The following is a 15,562-nucleotide window of genomic DNA, read 5'->3' on the forward strand; positions in this document are numbered from 1 at the left end:
AATGTTGCGCGCCCGCCGACCACCCCTCCCTCTGCTCGATGAATCGACGTCCTCCGTCCAATCCCGTCCGATCCGCAAACGCGATGCGAACCAGCCGAGCCTGCCCTTCGACGAAATGCCGGCGCGCATCGAGCCTTGCCTTGCTCTCCTGAAACCGACAGTGCCGGTCGGGCCTGACTGGCTTTACGAGGTAAAATGGGACGGCTATCGGTTGGCGATCCACATCGAGCCGAAAAGCGTTCGGATCATCACCCGCGGCGGCCACGACTGGACGCACCGATTTCCGGCGATCGCGGATGCGGCTGAAAAACTTGGTTTAACTACCGCCATCCTGGACGGAGAGGCTGTCGTGCTTGACGACCAAGGCCGCTCCGACTTTGGGGCGCTGCAACGTTCGCTGGGTGGCCGTGGCGGAAAACGCATCTCGACCGAGTCCATCCTCTACGCCTTTGACCTGCTTTATCTGGACGGGCACGATTTAACACGGACAGAGCTGTCGGTGCGACGTCACCTGCTCGAGGATGTCGTGCCGGCGGAAGAAGCCGGCACCGTTCGGCTGTCCGAGGAACTGACGCTGGATGCCGACAGCTTGCTCGAACACGCCTGCCAGATCGGTTTGGAAGGCATCATCGCCAAGCACCGGGATCGGCCCTACCGCAGCGGGCGCACCGGCGACTGGCTCAAGATCAAATGCGTGCAGTCGGAGAGCTTCATGATCGTCGGCTACGAGCAATCGGAGTCTGCCCGTGGCGGCCTGGGTAGCTTGCTGCTTGCCGGACGGCGCGGTTACGACTGGGTCTATGTCGGTTCCGTCGGAACCGGCTTCAACGGCAGGCAAGCGGATGATCTGAAGAAGACGCTCGATCGGCTGAAGACGACCAAGCCGGTGGTGCCGCTTAAAGGCAAGCGTCTGGTGTTCGCCCAGCCGACCTTGATCGCTGAGATCGAGTTCCGCGGCTGGACGCGGGACGGAAGCCTGCGGCATGCTTCCTATAAGGGCCTGCGTGAGATCCAGGACAATGCCGCAGTCTTCGACATGGCCGCCAAACCCTGACAATTCCATTTCGCGACCATGCAAACCTCCCGCTATTTTGGAAAATATCTCGTTTGGATTAGCCGACATCGAAACGTGTCTTCCTGTCCATCACCATGCGACCGCTCCCATTATCGCACGACCACCAGCAAGCGGCCGCCATCGCGGATCAGTTCAAGGGCCGCTATAGCGGGCTTCTCGTCGATCACCCGTCGCAGGTCGGAAACGGAACCGACGGGAACCCTGTTCACCGCAACGATCATATCGCCAGCGCGAAGCCCGGTACGGGCTGCGGGGCTGCCAGAGGCCACGCTTTCGATCACCACGCCGGAGTCGCCAACCTCAGCGGATTCGGCATCCAACGCGTCTCGCATTCTAGCACCATCGAGCGCCGTGCCGGAAAGATCTGCTGAGGCCTTATCTTCGGCTGCGATCGTGGCGGCAACAACCTGCTCGTCATCCCCACGCTTCACGGTCAGCCGGATCTTGCTGCCTGCCGGGGTCAGCCCGATGCGGTTCCTGAGATCGGTGGCGCCGTGGACAGGTCGCCCGTCGATCGCCGTCACCACGTCGCCGGTCTTCAATCCTGCACGCTCGGCCGACGAGCCGGGTTCGACATTGGCAATCAGGGCGCCCCGCAGGTCACCGAGCTTGAGGGCTTCTGCCAGATCCGGTGTGAGATCCTGGATACCGATGCCCAGCTTACCGCGCTGAACCTCGCCGTGGGCAATCAACTGGTTCATCACGGTTACCGCCATGCTGCTGGGGACTGCAAAGCCAATACCGACATTGGCGCCGGCGGGGCTGAGGATCGCTGTATTGACGCCGACCAGCTTGCCGTCGAGCGTCACCAGTGCACCGCCGGAATTGCCGGGATTGATCGAGGCGTCGGTCTGGATGAAGTCCTCATAGCCCTCGATGTTCAAGCCGCTCCGTCCGAGCGCGCTGACGATGCCCGAAGTCACCGTCTGGCCGAGCCCGAAGGGGTTGCCGATAGCGACGACATAGTCGCCCACCTTGAGGGCATCGGAATCCCCTATTTGGATCGCCGTGAGGTTTTTCGCTTTGATCTGCAGCAGCGCGATGTCGGTCTCCTTGTCGCTGCCGATGAGTTTTGCGGGCAGCTGACGTCCATCCTTCAGGGTGACGGAGATTTCGGTTCCGCCATCGACGACATGATGATTGGTCAGCACATAGCCTTTCACGGCGTCGACGATAACGCCCGAGCCCGCGCTCATCCTGGCGCGCGGTTGCTGCTCCGGCAGATTGAAGAAGCGGCGAAAGTTGGGATCGCTGTAAAGGGGATTGCTCTCGACCGACGAACGCGAGACGACAGCAATATTGACCACGGCCGGCGTGACATGCTCAAGCATCGGCGCCAGTGTCGGAAGGCTGGTGGACGAAGGTGCCGGCCCTGCTGTCTGCGCGACGGCGGGGGTGACGGTTAACAGGACGGCTCCGGCGGCGATGGCTGCGGACGCGGCAATCGTGCGAAGCCTCGGGGCGAGATCGAACATCGGTTGCTCCTGAATTGATGGTTTTCTTCTTTCCGGCGCGAGGCACGAAAGGCATAAAAAGAACGGGTCCGAAGGTCCGGACCCGTTCTTCGTCAGCTTATGCGGTCGAGAGTGGACTGTTATGGCTGAACCAGATGCTGCCGGCAGCCAACGCTGCGACGACAATGCCGGCAATGACATGCGCCCACATGGCTGCGGTCACGGTTGAGAAGCCGAGGACCCATGGAGCGACCACAGCCCATATACCGAGCACGAGGTTGACCCACTCCTCCACCTCATAAAAGGCGTAGAGCGCGGCGACGGCGACCAGGGCGACGGCCGCGCCGACGATCCAGCCATTCCAGGCGGCATAGGTCTCGGCGGTAAAGCCGAGCAGCCAGGGTTAGATCAGAAGACCAAGACCGGCAACGATATTGACGATATCGAAAGCCGTCCGATTGTTCGAAGGCAGGGACTTCAGCATCGTTCATTTCTCCTCATCGGTTGGTTGGCATCATCAATGGACCGCCTCCTGCGGGCAGGAGACGGGTGCGGCGGCAGCGCTTGAACGCCCGTCGCCGCGAAACTCGGGTGTGGTGGACGGAGCAGCCGCGAGAGGTGCGCCTGCCGGCGATGGGAGCAGGTATGGCGCCAGTTCATCCTCAACAAACGCCCCACTGGCAATCTCCAGCAACGCAAGCTCGCTCGCACTTACGCCCTGCCGGTCAAGTCTTGGCTCCACGCCGCGGTTCAGCGCACGGCTGCGGGCGGCCGCGGCGAGCGCCAGGGCAAATCTGTTCGGCAGGATCTTCTGGCAATCGAAAACGACATGCGGATCCATGGGGCACCTCATGCAGCTTTTCGATCGGTCACGGGAACGGACTGGCTGGCTTCCACTTCCCGCTTGAGCGCAAGCAGCGCCTGGTCGACTTCATCGAGGCGCGAGGGACGCGCGTTCTCCGGCATGCCTTCGTTGGTGGCCTGGTCGATCAGGTACTCCGTCCAGGCCCAGTTCATCAGGATCGAGCGTTTGGCCTGGAGCGACAACGTCCTGTCGCTGACAACATCCATCGCTGAGGACCAGCTTTCTGGTCCGGACGGGTCATTGCGGGTTGCTGCGCCGTCGAGCGCCTGGTCATAGCTGTCCTGAAGTGCCGAAAGGCCGAGCCGCTCCAGCGTCGTGTCGGAGAAGGCATGAGACGTCCGCTTCGGTCGCAGGACCAACGGTTGCCTGGTCCGCCTGGCCGGCTTCGTCCCCCGCCTCTGCACGACGTAGCTCAGGCCCTGCCGCTCGGCGTAGCGAATGGCAGATTGAAGGGTGGGAAATTCCAGCTCGACCTGTGTGAGCGTATCGTGGCCGCCCGTATCCCCCATCAAAGACTCGATGAAGGGTGCGCTGCGACGCTCGAAGACGAGCCGCCATCCTTGTGCTCGCGCGGTTCCTGACGTCGTCACTGAGGGAGATGGCTTAAAGATGCGAGCAACGGCATCCTCGGGAAACAATGACCGCCCAAAAGAGAGCCGGCCGCGGAGATTGTCGTTCGAAGCGCGGGAAGCGGAAGTCGGCATTGTGATTTCGTGGTGTGTCTCTCTTGAAGTCTCCATCGTTCATCCCTCCCTGTTGGCGAAGGACACTGGCGACCGCCAAGGGCCGGCCGCCAGGTAGATCGGACCGATCAGCTTTTGATGGCGATGCGCTTGACCTGCGACTGCGCCTTTTCGCTCTTCGGCAAGGTCACGGTCAGCACACCATTCTTGAAGCGCGCATCGACCTGATCGTCCTTGACCTCGATACCGAGCGGGATGCGGCGCTCGAATCGGCCGTAATAGCGTTCGGAGAACTGGCGATCCTTGTCTTCCGTCTCAGAACGCTTTTCGCCCCTCAACGTCAGGACGCCGTCGTTGAGCAGGACCTCGATGTCCTTCTCCTCAAGGCCGGGCACTTCGGCGGTCACCTTGATCTCCTTGTCGGTGTCGGAGATCTCGACATTCGGCCAGCCGGCAGTGAACGCGGAGCCGTTTGCGAAGGACGGCAGGCTGGAGCCGAAGCCGCGGAAGACGTCATCGAACAGACGGTTTACCTCGCGATGAAGCGACAGGAAGGGATCACGATCGTCATCGCGCAGGATGCTCGGAACCTGGTTGCCATTGTTGCGGTTCCAGGGAATCAAATCACGAACACTCATGTTTCTTCTCCTTTCCGTTGGTTCAGTTGGCAAAGCTTTCCCACCGGCGCCGAGCATCGCCCGGCGCCTCGCGCGCGTGTTGCGCTGATGGGAGGCTTAAGCCGCCTGTTTCTCGGCCTCGATCTGCTTCATCTCGGCCTTCGGCAGAGCCATGTCGGTCGAAATCTCGATCTGGCGCGGCTTCATCTCTTCCGGGATTTCGCGCTTGAGATCGATGGTCAGCAGACCATTTACGAGGCCGGCACCTACGACCTTGACATGGTCGGCGAGCTCGAACCGGCGCTGGAACGATCGGCCGGCAATGCCGCGATGCAGATACTGCACGTCTTCAGCATTCGCCTTCTGACCCGAGACCACGAGCATGTTCTGCTCCTGGGTAATCGCCAATTCGTCTTGCGAGAAGCCCGCCACTGCCATGGCAATGCGATAGTCGTCCTCGCCGGACTTGACGATGTCATACGGAGGCCAGTTGTCGATCGTCTCGATGCGGCTTGCAGCCTCGAGGGCGTTCAACATTCGGTCGAAACCGATGCTCGACCGGAACAGGGGAGAAAAATCGAGGTTTGTCCTCATAGCCATATCCTCCTTGTAAGCAACATGGATACAAGGAGACGCCAAGAGCACATGGCGTCTCCTGGACTTGTCGATCCCCATTGGCAATCGAACAATATTGATATAATTCAGTGGGTTGCTATTTCAAGAGGAGCGGAATTATCCGACGTAAAAAATTGATTTTTGCGTTTGCGTCACCAGATTCGTGTGAGAGCAGATATGGATAAGTCGAGAAAGGAGCAACGGATATGACAATGACTTCCGGAGACGTCATCGCCGTCCTTGGGCCTGTCGATGAAACGTTGGTTGCTGAGGTCGTGGCAACGGGTGCGACGCAGGCTGAACTCGCCGAGGCATTCGCATGGGCCAACAACGACGAAGCCTTGATAGGCGAAGGGCGGCATCTGCCGGCAGGCAGGGTGGCCGCGCTCGTCGATCTGCTGACCGCCGATGAGGAGGAGCAAGCCGATTAGCTTGGTCGGCAAGGTTGCCAGCCGGTGCAATCGCCGAGCCGGTTCATGCCGTCGTGAGCACCCGGACATCGCCCCTGCGGTCGATCACGTCAACCATTACATGGCGACCGGAGCGGCGAAGAGCAATGTCGGCCAAGCCATTGCCGATCTGCAGATGCCGCAAGGTAACCTCGTCGAGAAAGGCGGGAAGTTCCGGCTCGTTGAAGCTGATCTGCAAGCCATGCGGATCGAAATCGAGACCGAGGCATGATTGCAGCAGCGAAAGCGGAGCCGCAGCAGCCCATGCCTGAGGGGAGCATGCGACCGGATAGAAAGTCGGCCCCTGTGCGCGTTGGCGCGGCAGTCCGCAGAAAAGTTCGGGAAGCCGACGCAAGTCGATATAGGTTGAGGCCGCAAACAGGCCCTCGAATATCCGCGCAGCTTCTGCTCGATAGCCATACCGGGCCAGACCGCTTGCGATCAGAGCGTTGTCGTGCGGCCAGATCGAGCCGTTGTGATAGCTCATGGGATTGTAACGCGCCTCCGTGGAAGGCACGGTTCGGATGCCCCAGCCGCAGAACGACGACGCTCTCATCAGCGTGTGGGCAACCTGTTTCGCCCGTTCCGGATAGGCTACGCCGGTGAAGAGCGCGTGGCCTGCATTGGAGGATCGCACCCGGCAGGGCCGTTTGTCTCCGTCGAGCGCAAGGACGTAGGTGCCGAGTTCATTGTCGAAGAAAGCGACGTCGAAGGCGCGGCGGAATCCCTCCGCTCTTGCCAGCAGGTTCGCGGCACGTTCCGGCCGGTCAAGCACGCGGAAAATCTCGGCCGCCGCCTGCCAGGCGCCGTAGACGTAGGCCTGAACCTCGGCGATCGCGATCGGTCCCTTCGCCAATGTGCCGTCGGCATGGAAGACGGAGTCGTGGCTGTCTTTCCAGGCCTGGTTGACCAGCCCTTCTTCCGTCAGCCGCCCATATTCGACGAAACCGTCGCCGTCGCGGTCGCCGTGTTCGTCGATCCAGGTCAGCGCCGCCTCTATATGCGGCAGAAGACGATAGATGGTGGCGAGATCGCCGGTCCGCCTGAGGTATTCGCCAGCCAGCATTACGAAGAGTGGCGTCGAGTCGATACTGCCGTAATAACGGCGGAAGGGGACCTCGCCGAGTTCGGCCATCTCGCCATAGCGCACCTCATGCAAAATTTTTCCGGGCTCGGCGTCAGCGGCCGGATCGACCTCTGTGGCCTGGTTGGCCGCCAAATGCCCCAGTACGCCGCGGGCGATCTGCGGATCGAGCCAGAGCGTCTGAAGCGCGGTAATGAGCGCATCGCGGCCGAAGACCGTGCTGAACCAGGGAATGCCGGCATAAGGATATGGCCCTTCCGGCTTGTCGGTCATCAGCATGTAAAGGTCCGAGACGCTGCGCCGCGCGACCTCGTTGAAGATCTCGTTGGACGTGACGATCGTTGCCGCCCGCGAGGACGAGGCACGCAAGGCGCGACGGGCATCCCGCAAGGCCAGGAAAAAGGAACGGTGGCTCGGTCGACCCGCGGGGGTCTGGTCGCAAGCAACCTCGATGAACAGCGATCTGGTTTCGTGCGGCGCCAGATGGAGATCATAAATGACATGGCCGCTCCCGAGCTCGTTCGGCTGCGGGTCGAAGGAAAGCCGGGTGGTTCGCTTTCGATCGTCCAAACCGATATAAGAGAGAAGGACACCGTTCTGCTCTACGACGGCGGGAAGATGCCGCCCCCTCCTGGCTCTCGCGGTTCCCCGCACTTCGAAAAGATCTGCGAAATCCGACGCGAACTCGATCCCGAGGCGCACGTGGCGCGGCTGCTCGTCATAGTTCCTCGCGCTCAATCGCTCGTAACACCGTGCATTCCAGAGGAAGCGGGATCTGCGCAGATGGATCAGGTCATGCTCCAGAACGAGCTTTCCCTTGTCATCGAAGAGATCGGGATTGGTGAGATCGCAAGTCAGTGTCGCGTTGTCGTCGCGTAGCGTCGATGACAACAACATCGGCCGCTTGCTGTTGATCGTCAGATAGAGATGCGAGAGGTAACGCGTATCACGGTGAAAGAGGCCTTCCGGGCTGCCGGGCCTGGAAAGCGCATCGCCATTGTGGTCGAAGACGGCGAAGGTATCGCCGTGCTTCAGGGTACGCGGCCGTCGCTCCTGCAGCGATGCGGCAGCGGGAATGAAGAACTGCGCTATCGGCGTCCCCTGGCCTGTCGGCTCGGGGACTGAATTGCTGCCTGCAGAAGCGATCGGCATGACGGCCTCCGCTTTCCTAAGCTACCACTTGGAGATCGAGGGACTGGCCGTTGGCGCGACGAAGCGGCGCGGCCTTCGTCCGGGTGCCGGGCAGCTGCCGATAGATGTCGACATAGTCCCGTGCCATGCGTTCGGCTGTGAAACGTTTTTCGAAAGTGGCCCGGACCTTGCGACGATCGAGCCGCAACGCCCATTCGATGTTTTCCACAGCTTCCTGAACGCTGTCCACCAGCACGCCGGAAACGCCCTCGTCGATCACCTCGGGAACCGAGCCGCATCGGAAGGCGATAACGGGCGTGCCGCAGGCCATGGCTTCGATCATGACCAGTCCGAATGGTTCCGGCCAGTCGATCGGGAAAAGGAGCGCGCCGGCATTGCCCAGGAAGGCTGCCTTCTGATGCTCGTTGATCTCACTGACGAATTCGACATTCGGATGGCTCTTGACCATCGGCTCGATCACAGTTTCCCAATAGGCCTTGTCGGCATTGTCGATCTTGGCTGCGATCTTGAGCGGCATGCCGACCTTCGTAGCGATCTGTATGGCGCGGTCCGGCCGCTTTTCCGGCGATATCCGTCCAAGAAAGGCAAGGTAATTGCCTTTGGGCTTTTCCGTAAACGGCAGCAAGTCGACCGGCAGGCCGTGATAGACCGTCCCGGACCAATTGACCGGCGGCATCGGGCGGCGCTGATCGTTGGAGATGGATACCAACGGAATGTCGGGAAAAGCCTTGTAGAAGGGCTCGAGGTCCGGCAAGTCGAGCCGGCCGTGCAGCGTCGTGACCGTGCGGTCGGCAAAATGCCGAATCAGCGGAAAATGCAGGAGATCAATATGGAAATGCAGCACATCGAATTCGTGCGCCCGTCGCCGGATCTCCTCCAGCATCACGACATGATGCGGCAGTTGGTCCCTGACGGCCGGGTTGAGCCGCAGCGCAACGTCCGAGCATGGCACCAGTCTGGCATCGGTGACGGAATCGCCGCTGGCAAAAAGTGTGACGTCATGGCCTTGGGCGACAAGTTCTTCGGTGAGATAGGAAACAATCCGCTCGGTTCCTCCATAGAGCTTGGGCGGAACGCTTTCGGCGAGCGGTGCGATCTGAGCGATCTTCATCGGCAAAACCTCCTCAATCGAGCAAAGAGTCGTCGGTAAAAATCAGGTCGGCGTCCTCGAAGAGGCACGCGACACGTCAGATGGAATGTCTAAATCTCGAATGGCTGTCGGCGACGCTCTCCTTTCCGGTAGCTGCACAGGCCAAGGCCGCCAGATCGGCGAATTTGCGGTCGCCGTCTATGGGTCCTGTGGACATTGAAGGAACCGGGCGAGCCTTGCTCTCCGGAGTGTTGATCGTCTTTATCCAAAGTCTTCAGTGCTTCGATGATCTCGTCGTAGGAGACGGCTTTATCCGTGCCGGGATAAAGGCGAAGGGCCGGAATGGACTCGATGGCAAAGATATCGGATGCCCACGAGGCAAGAATGGCCCGCTTCTCGTCGTCGCCGATGTCGTCGGCGGCAAGCACGTCACGAGGATGATCGAAATGTTTGGCCGGGTGAAGCAGATGCGCGGCGCTGATCGCGGCTGTGGCTTGCTCCGGTACCGAATTCCTGATGTTTTCCTTTCTCATGGCTTGGCTCCATTGATCTTGACCGATGGAACTTGGTTGAATGGGTGGGGAGGCCCGCCCCTGACGGACGCTGCGGGCCTCCTCGATCAGTTTAGAAGTCCATGCCGGCGCCGGCCGGCAGGGCCGGAGCGGCTTCCTTCTTGGGCTTTTCGGCAATCATGGCTTCCGTCGTGACCAGCAGGCCGGCGACCGAAGCGGCATCCTGGAGTGCGGTACGGACGACCTTGGCCGGGTCGATGACGCCCTGGGCATAAAGATCGCCATACTCGCCGCTCTGTGCGTTCCAGCCGTAGGAGAACTCGGTCTTCTCGCGCAGCTTGCCGACGATCACCGAACCTTCAGCGCCGGCGTTTTCGGCGATCTGGCGCACGGGAGCTTCGATCGCCCGGCGGACGATCTCGACGCCGACCTTCTGGTCCTGGTTGGCGGTGGCGAGATTGTCGAGAGCCTTGACGGCCCGCAGCAGCGCAACGCCACCGCCCGGCAGGACGCCTTCTTCCACCGCCGCGCGGGTGGCATGAAGGGCATCATCGACGCGGTCCTTCTTTTCCTTGACTTCGACTTCGGTCGAGCCGCCGACGCGGATCACGGCAACGCCGCCGGCAAGCTTGGCAAGGCGTTCCTGCAGCTTTTCGCGGTCGTAGTCGGAAGTGGTTTCCTCGATCTGCGCGCGGATTTGCGCTACGCGACCGTTGATTTCCGTTTTCGAGCCGACGCCGTCGATGATGGTCGTGTTTTCCTTCTCGATTGCCACCTTCTTGGCACGGCCCAGCATGTTCAGTGTGACATTTTCAAGCTTGATGCCGAGGTCTTCGGAAATGACAGTGCCGCCCGTCAGGATGGCGATGTCTTCCAGCATGGCCTTGCGGCGGTCGCCGAAGCCCGGAGCCTTGACGGCGGCAATCTTGAGGCCGCCGCGCAGCTTGTTGACGACAAGCGTAGCAAGGGCTTCGCCTTCGACGTCCTCGGCGATGATGAGCAGCGGCTTGCCGGACTGGACGACGGCTTCGAGAACCGGGAGCATCGCCTGCAGGTTCGAGAGCTTCTTCTCGTGGATCAGGATATAGGGATCTTCCAGCTCGACCCGCATCTTGTCCTGGTTGGTGACGAAATACGGGCTGAGATAGCCGCGGTCGAACTGCATGCCTTCGACGACTTCGAGTTCGGTTTCGGCGGTCTTTGCTTCCTCGACGGTGATGACGCCTTCGTTGCCGACCTTCTCCATGGCTTCGGCGAGATAGCGGCCGATCTCGGAATCGCCATTGGCCGAGATGGTGCCGACCTGGGCGATTTCGGAATTGCTGGTGATCTTCCGGGCGTTGTTCTTCAGTTCCTTGACGACGGCATCGACGGCAAGATCAATGCCGCGCTTCAGGTCCATCGGGTTCATGCCGGAGGCAACCGCTTTCGCGCCTTCCTTGACGATCGCCTGGGCCAGAACGGTGGCGGTCGTCGTACCGTCGCCGGCAAGGTCGTTGGTCTTCGATGCCACTTCGCGCAGCATCTGGGCGCCCATGTTTTCGAACTTGTCTTCCAGCTCGATTTCCTTGGCGACCGATACGCCATCCTTGGTGATGCGCGGCGCGCCGAAGGACTTGTCGATCACGACGTTGCGGCCCTTCGGGCCGAGGGTGACCTTCACCGCATTGGCGAGCACATCGACCCCACGCAGCATGCGCTCACGGGCATCGGTGTGAAACTTGACTTCTTTCGCAGCCATTTCTTTAACTCCTCAATAGGCAGCTATCTGACTGATGGTCGTGGATGAATGGTTCAGGCGGCCTTTTTCTGCTCGGCCTGGGCTTCGACAATGCCCATGACGTCGCTTTCCTTCATAATCAGCAGATCTTCGCCGTTGATCTTGATCTCGGTGCCGGACCATTTGCCGAACAGGATGCGATCGCCGACCTTGACGTCCAGCGCCTGGATCTGGCCGGCCTCATTGCGGGCACCGGGACCCACGGCGATGACCTCGCCTTCCTGCGGCTTCTCCTTGGCGGTGTCGGGGATGATGATGCCGCCTTTGGTCTTTTCTTCGGATTCGACCCGGCGGACGAGAATGCGATCATGAAGCGGTCGGAACGACATGTTTTCCTCCAATGGACAAACAATGATGACGTTGTTCCCCCTGGCCGGACCGGATGACCAGTCCGGGCGGGTGCAAAACCTCTCTTCGAGCTTTTTGCGCGAAATGATCTGGTTTTGAGATTTTTCGATTTCAAGAGGGCGAAACGAAAAAATTAGCACTCACGATCTCATGCTGCTAACATGCTGGAAAGGAACAACAAAGTGGCGTCCAGCGTTGGAAAATCCGTTGATGGCCGCGAAATTTTGCGCCACCTTCAGAGTGTCATGAAACGGAGATGAAGCATGCGATTTTCATCGGATCTGGAACGTCAGCTCAACGGCTACGGTCTTACCACCGCTCACATCCTCTACCGCATTCCTGATTTCGAATCCGTGCTGCAGACCTATGTTTGGCAGGACTACGATCTGGCTCCCGATTTTCCCGAAATGCACAAGTTCCTGGACTTTTGGCAGGAGAGTCTCGATGGCCCTTTGCATTCCGTCCGTTACACCCATCAGCGTCTGATCGGGCCAAACGAATGGCGCCGTGTCGAAGGCGAGTTCAAGCTCCATTGAGGTCTTGAATCCGGATTTTTCCTTCCCTAGCTCTTTCGCGGCCGAGGCTTGATGAGCTCGGTCGCTATCGCACGTCTATTCGGAGTGAGATCGGGAATGGAAGAGAAAATCAACATTGGCAATGACCTCAGCATTGAGGAACGGGAAGAGGTATTTGTAGACGTTGCCCGGGTCCTCGAGCGCACAGCGCGTGAAGCTTTTGTCGAAGGTAACAAGCATTTTGCCGCGCTTTCCGCCAATATGGCGCAGGCGCTTCGCATCAATGCTGACGAGTTGGCGCGCGACGATGCGCAAAATGCAGAGCGTGTGCTGCAGCAAGCCACAGCGATGATCGCGCAGTTCAAGACAGTTCATCCTTACCCGCTGGTGAGCATGGCTGTGCACTGATCAGGCCGCGTGTTTCATCTCCTTCGCCAGCCGCTTGATCGCCTGTTCTAGCGACCGTTGACCATCGTGATAGTCCTGCCATGCGCTTGTCTTCGCCAGTAGTACCGGCACGGTGCGGATGGTGAAACGCTTTGGGTCGAGATCGGACTTCACCTGCGCCCAGGTCAGCGGCATGGACACGGTCGCGCCTGGTCTGGCGCGCGGCGACAGCGGCGCCACTGCCGTTGCCATGCGGTCATTGCGCAAGTAGTCGAGGAAGATGCGCCCGTTCCTGAGGCTCTTCGTCATCTTGATGAGATAAAGGTCCGGGTTCTCGCGCGCCATCTGCTGGCAGACATCGTGGGCGAAACCCTTCGCCTCGGGCCAGGCGAGCGGCTTGCGCCTGTTGACGGCGAGCGGCGTCACCACATGCAGCCCCTTGCCGCCGGTCGTCTTGCAGAAACTGATAAGGCCGAGTTCGTCCAGACGGTCGCGCATCTCGCGCGCAGCGGCGACGACCGTCGAGAACGGCACGTCGGGACCGGGATCGAGATCGAAGACGAGGCGGCCGGGAACCTCGGGCTGTCCCGGTTCGCAATTCCAGGGATGCAGCTCAAGGGCGGCGGTCTGAGCAACGGCCACCAGCCCTTCGATGCGGTCGATCTGCAGATACGCTTTCTTGTCACCGAACACTTTCACAAGTTCGAGCAGGTTCGACTGTCCCGGCATGGCATGCCGCTGGAAGAACTGTTCGCCGGCAATCCCATCCGGCGCCCGGATGATCGAGCAGGGGCGCCCCTTGATATGGTCGATCATCCAGGGACCGACCGCCTCGTAATAATGGGCAAGCTCCTCCTTGGTGACAGGCTGACCATCATCAGCGTCGGGCCAGAGCGGCTTGTCCGGGCTCGATATCAAGACACCCATGACATCCACTTTTGAGCCTTTGCGTCGGATGGGTTTTTCGGGAGGTTCAGGCGCCGCCGGCTCAGGGACCTCGGCCTTCGTGACGCTCGCAGGCTGTTCGGCTTCCACTTCCTTGGCGGGTTTGTCCTCGCGCAGGCCCTTGAAGGCGGCCTGACGAACAAGGCCGTCCGCCGTCCAGCCGGCGAACTCGATTTCCGCGACCAGCTCCGGCTTCAGCCAGGTGACGTCCGCAGTCTTTTTCGGGGCGCCGATCCCGGTGAATGGCGACTTCGTCGTCTCCAACGCCTTCAGCTTCGGCAGCAGGCTCGCTATCTTCTGCGCCCCATATCCAGTGCCGACGCGGCCGACATAGACGAAATGATCGCCGCGGAAGACGCCCACGAGCAGCGAGCGGAATTTGCCGTTGGTCGTGGCATAGGCGCCGATCACCACTTCATGGCCGGCGCGGCATTTCGATTTCGCCCAGGTTTCGGTACGTCCCGACTGATAGGGCGCATCCGCCTGTTTCGAGACGATGCCTTCCAGCGATAGTTTACAGGCCGAGCGTAGCACGGCGTCGCCGCCGGTCTCGAAGTGCTCGACATAGCGGATGCGGGGATCGTTCCCGGCATCCGAAAGCAGCGTCTGCAACCGGGCTTTCCGCTCCACGAGCGGCTGGGAGCGCAGGTCTTCCCCACCGTCATAGAGGAGATCGAAGGCGAAGTAGACGAGATCGCCCGTCTTGCCTTCCGACAGCGCGGCCTGCAGGGCCGCGAAGTCCGGCGCACCGTTTTCGTCAAGCGCGCAGATCTCACCATCGATGATGCAATCCGAAAGGCCCGAAGCAGCATCGGCGATCTCGGGATATTTGGCGGTCCAGTCGAGGCCCTTACGGGTTTTCAACGTGACTTCGCCGTCGAGAACGCGCATCTGGATACGGTATCCGTCGAATTTGATCTCATGGATCCAGCCGGCGCCGGCCGGCGGGCGTTCCAGCGTCTCGCAGAGCTGCGGCGGGATGAAATCGGGCAGGTCGACAGACGTGACGGTATCCCGTTCATCGTCATCGCGAGCCGCGGCCTTTCGCTCAGCAGCGGCAAGACCCTGGTTACTGTCCCAGACCGCATCGGCCTGGACATTACCGCCTTCGACCATGAACGGCTTGGGCTTTCGCCCCTTGCCGGCAGCGATCATTTCCATCGTGCGGCCGGAGGCGACTGACTTCGCATTCTCCTCCAGGATCGCCGCGCCGTTGTCCTCAACGGAATAATCATCATGATGCTTGATCAGCAGCCAGTTGGTCCGTTTGCCGCGCTCACGATCATTGCGCATCCGCACAAGCACGAAACTGCCATGGAGCAGCTCGCCGTCCAGCGTGAACTTCAAATCGCCTTTCGCGAGAGCCTGTTCCGGACTCTTTTTGCCTTCAGGCTCCCAATAGCCCCGGTCCCAGAGCATCACCGTTCCGCCACCATATTGGCCTTTCGGAATCGTGCCTTCGAAATCGCCGTAGTCGAGCGGATGATCCTCGACCTCGACGGCAAGTCGCTTGTCGTGCGGGTCGAGCGACGGTCCCTTGGTGACCGCCCAGCTCTTGAAGACCCCGTCAAGCTCGAGCCGCAGGTCGTAGTGCAGCCGGGTGGCGTCATGTTTCTGGATGACGAAACGCCGGCGGTTGCTGCGGGTGATCTGTTTCTCGCCGCTCGGCTCGGCCGTCTTCTTAAAATCGCGTTTGGATCGGTAGGTCGAAAGCTTGTCGCTGGCCATCGCTGTTCTCGAAAAGAAGTCCAGAAAGCGGAATGCGGCGCGGGAGCTTCCGGTTCCATGCCCGACATCGCCGGTCTGAAACAGAAAGGGCGCTCAACCCAATTGGGGAGCGCCCTTTCTTCAAACCCGGACAGCCTCGAACGCCGACGAAGGTCGTCGAGCAGCAGGCCATCGATACGGGAAGTGAGCCTTAGATGTGGTCGAAGCTTGCGATTTCAAGTGGTGCGGGTGTCAAGGGATTGCTAAATCAGCCGGGACTCATG

General features: G+C 60.5%; 15 protein-coding genes and 1 pseudogene. 4 read left to right on the forward strand and 12 right to left on the reverse strand.

Annotated elements, in window-relative coordinates; translation table 11 throughout:
* The first annotated feature begins 1 nt into the window (after position 1).
* Positions 2-1,054, forward strand: coding sequence for a non-homologous end-joining DNA ligase (ligD, locus tag ABK249_RS29920; RefSeq protein ID WP_112706423.1), 1,053 nt, complete (start codon positions 2-4; stop codon positions 1,052-1,054).
* 110 nt (positions 1,055-1,164) lie between these two features.
* On the opposite strand, the gene ABK249_RS29925 is transcribed toward ligD (ABK249_RS29920), so the two are convergent.
* The 6 genes and pseudogenes from ABK249_RS29925 to ABK249_RS29950 all read right to left on the reverse strand — a co-directional run bounded on the left by ABK249_RS29925 (position 1,165) and on the right by ABK249_RS29950 (position 5,288).
* Entirely contained in the window at positions 1,165-2,550 is a 1,386-nt protein-coding gene (locus ABK249_RS29925; RefSeq protein ID WP_112706424.1) for a DegQ family serine endoprotease, read from the reverse strand.
* A 97-nt stretch (positions 2,551-2,647) separates the two neighbouring features.
* Positions 2,648-3,013, reverse strand: a pseudogene (locus ABK249_RS29930) (SPW repeat protein).
* Positions 3,014-3,046: 33 nt separating this feature from the next.
* Positions 3,047-3,370, reverse strand: coding sequence for a DNA-directed RNA polymerase subunit omega (locus tag ABK249_RS29935; protein ID WP_112706437.1), 324 nt, complete (start codon positions 3,368-3,370; stop codon positions 3,047-3,049).
* An 8-nt stretch (positions 3,371-3,378) separates the two neighbouring features.
* Positions 3,379-4,134 (reverse strand): NADH dehydrogenase ubiquinone Fe-S protein 4, encoded by a 756-nt coding sequence (locus ABK249_RS29940; RefSeq protein WP_112706426.1) that lies wholly within the window; start codon positions 4,132-4,134, stop codon positions 3,379-3,381.
* Positions 4,135-4,205: 71 nt separating this feature from the next.
* The gene (locus ABK249_RS29945; RefSeq protein WP_112706427.1) at positions 4,206-4,715 is read right to left on the reverse strand and encodes an Hsp20/alpha crystallin family protein; all 510 of its coding nucleotides are present in this window, start codon (positions 4,713-4,715) and stop codon (positions 4,206-4,208) included.
* Between the two features lie 96 nt (positions 4,716-4,811).
* A complete protein-coding gene (locus ABK249_RS29950) occupies positions 4,812-5,288 on the reverse strand; it encodes an Hsp20 family protein (protein WP_112706428.1) in 477 nt (158 codons plus the stop codon).
* 227 nt (positions 5,289-5,515) lie between these two features.
* On the opposite strand from ABK249_RS29950, the gene ABK249_RS29955 reads away from it, so the two are divergent.
* Positions 5,516-5,740 (forward strand): hypothetical protein, encoded by a 225-nt coding sequence (locus ABK249_RS29955; RefSeq protein ID WP_112706429.1) that lies wholly within the window; start codon positions 5,516-5,518, stop codon positions 5,738-5,740.
* A 43-nt stretch (positions 5,741-5,783) separates the two neighbouring features.
* Here ABK249_RS29955 and ABK249_RS29960 read toward each other — a convergent pair whose 3' ends face one another.
* The 5 genes from ABK249_RS29960 to groES form a co-directional block, all read right to left on the reverse strand.
* Positions 5,784-7,994, reverse strand: a complete 2,211-nt coding sequence (locus ABK249_RS29960) for an amylo-alpha-1,6-glucosidase (protein WP_210057320.1) — start codon at positions 7,992-7,994, stop codon at positions 5,784-5,786.
* A gap of 16 nt (positions 7,995-8,010) precedes the next feature.
* The gene (locus ABK249_RS29965; protein WP_112706431.1) at positions 8,011-9,105 is read right to left on the reverse strand and encodes a glycosyltransferase family 4 protein; all 1,095 of its coding nucleotides are present in this window, start codon (positions 9,103-9,105) and stop codon (positions 8,011-8,013) included.
* An 89-nt stretch (positions 9,106-9,194) separates the two neighbouring features.
* On the reverse strand, positions 9,195-9,617 hold the full coding sequence (locus ABK249_RS29970; RefSeq protein WP_112706432.1) for a hypothetical protein: 423 nt from the start codon (positions 9,615-9,617) through the stop codon (positions 9,195-9,197).
* Positions 9,618-9,708: 91 nt separating this feature from the next.
* Positions 9,709-11,337, reverse strand: coding sequence for a chaperonin GroEL (gene groL / locus ABK249_RS29975; RefSeq protein ID WP_112706433.1), 1,629 nt, complete (start codon positions 11,335-11,337; stop codon positions 9,709-9,711).
* Between the two features lie 53 nt (positions 11,338-11,390).
* Positions 11,391-11,705: a co-chaperone GroES gene (groES, locus tag ABK249_RS29980; RefSeq protein WP_112706434.1), complete on the reverse strand. Its 315-nt coding sequence runs from the start codon at positions 11,703-11,705 to the stop codon at positions 11,391-11,393.
* Positions 11,706-11,987: 282 nt separating this feature from the next.
* Between groES and ABK249_RS29985 the strand changes: the two genes are divergently transcribed.
* Together ABK249_RS29985 and ABK249_RS29990 are read left to right on the forward strand one after the other, a co-directional pair.
* On the forward strand, positions 11,988-12,260 hold the full coding sequence (locus ABK249_RS29985; protein WP_113501746.1) for an usg protein: 273 nt from the start codon (positions 11,988-11,990) through the stop codon (positions 12,258-12,260).
* 96 nt (positions 12,261-12,356) lie between these two features.
* Entirely contained in the window at positions 12,357-12,647 is a 291-nt protein-coding gene (locus tag ABK249_RS29990; protein ID WP_210057318.1) for a hypothetical protein, read from the forward strand.
* On the opposite strand, the gene ligD (ABK249_RS29995) is transcribed toward ABK249_RS29990, so the two are convergent.
* On the reverse strand, positions 12,648-15,299 hold the full coding sequence (gene ligD, locus ABK249_RS29995; protein ID WP_210057315.1) for a DNA ligase D: 2,652 nt from the start codon (positions 15,297-15,299) through the stop codon (positions 12,648-12,650).
* Positions 15,300-15,562: the final 263 nt, after the last annotated feature.

Source organism: Neorhizobium phenanthreniclasticum, assembly GCF_040066075.1.
GTDB lineage: Bacteria > Pseudomonadota > Alphaproteobacteria > Rhizobiales > Rhizobiaceae > Neorhizobium > Neorhizobium petrolearium.

Bases quoted from the DNA above. Each gene is read 5' to 3' on its own strand.
- ligD (WP_112706423.1), top strand. From the start codon at position 2: ATGTTGCGCGCCCGCCGACCACCCCTCCCTCTGCTCGATGAATCGACG.
- ABK249_RS29925 (WP_112706424.1), bottom strand. From the start codon at position 2,550: ATGTTCGATCTCGCCCCGAGGCTTCGCACGATTGCCGCGTCCGCAGCC.
- ABK249_RS29935 (WP_112706437.1), bottom strand. From the start codon at position 3,370: ATGGATCCGCATGTCGTTTTCGATTGCCAGAAGATCCTGCCGAACAGA.
- ABK249_RS29940 (WP_112706426.1), bottom strand. From the start codon at position 4,134: ATGGAGACTTCAAGAGAGACACACCACGAAATCACAATGCCGACTTCC.
- ABK249_RS29945 (WP_112706427.1), bottom strand. From the start codon at position 4,715: ATGAGTGTTCGTGATTTGATTCCCTGGAACCGCAACAATGGCAACCAG.
- ABK249_RS29950 (WP_112706428.1), bottom strand. From the start codon at position 5,288: ATGAGGACAAACCTCGATTTTTCTCCCCTGTTCCGGTCGAGCATCGGT.
- ABK249_RS29955 (WP_112706429.1), top strand. From the start codon at position 5,516: ATGACAATGACTTCCGGAGACGTCATCGCCGTCCTTGGGCCTGTCGAT.
- ABK249_RS29960 (WP_210057320.1), bottom strand. From the start codon at position 7,994: ATGCCGATCGCTTCTGCAGGCAGCAATTCAGTCCCCGAGCCGACAGGC.
- ABK249_RS29965 (WP_112706431.1), bottom strand. From the start codon at position 9,105: ATGAAGATCGCTCAGATCGCACCGCTCGCCGAAAGCGTTCCGCCCAAG.
- ABK249_RS29970 (WP_112706432.1), bottom strand. From the start codon at position 9,617: ATGAGAAAGGAAAACATCAGGAATTCGGTACCGGAGCAAGCCACAGCC.
- groL (WP_112706433.1), bottom strand. From the start codon at position 11,337: ATGGCTGCGAAAGAAGTCAAGTTTCACACCGATGCCCGTGAGCGCATG.
- groES (WP_112706434.1), bottom strand. From the start codon at position 11,705: ATGTCGTTCCGACCGCTTCATGATCGCATTCTCGTCCGCCGGGTCGAA.
- ABK249_RS29985 (WP_113501746.1), top strand. From the start codon at position 11,988: ATGCGATTTTCATCGGATCTGGAACGTCAGCTCAACGGCTACGGTCTT.
- ABK249_RS29990 (WP_210057318.1), top strand. From the start codon at position 12,357: ATGGAAGAGAAAATCAACATTGGCAATGACCTCAGCATTGAGGAACGG.
- ligD (WP_210057315.1), bottom strand. From the start codon at position 15,299: ATGGCCAGCGACAAGCTTTCGACCTACCGATCCAAACGCGATTTTAAG.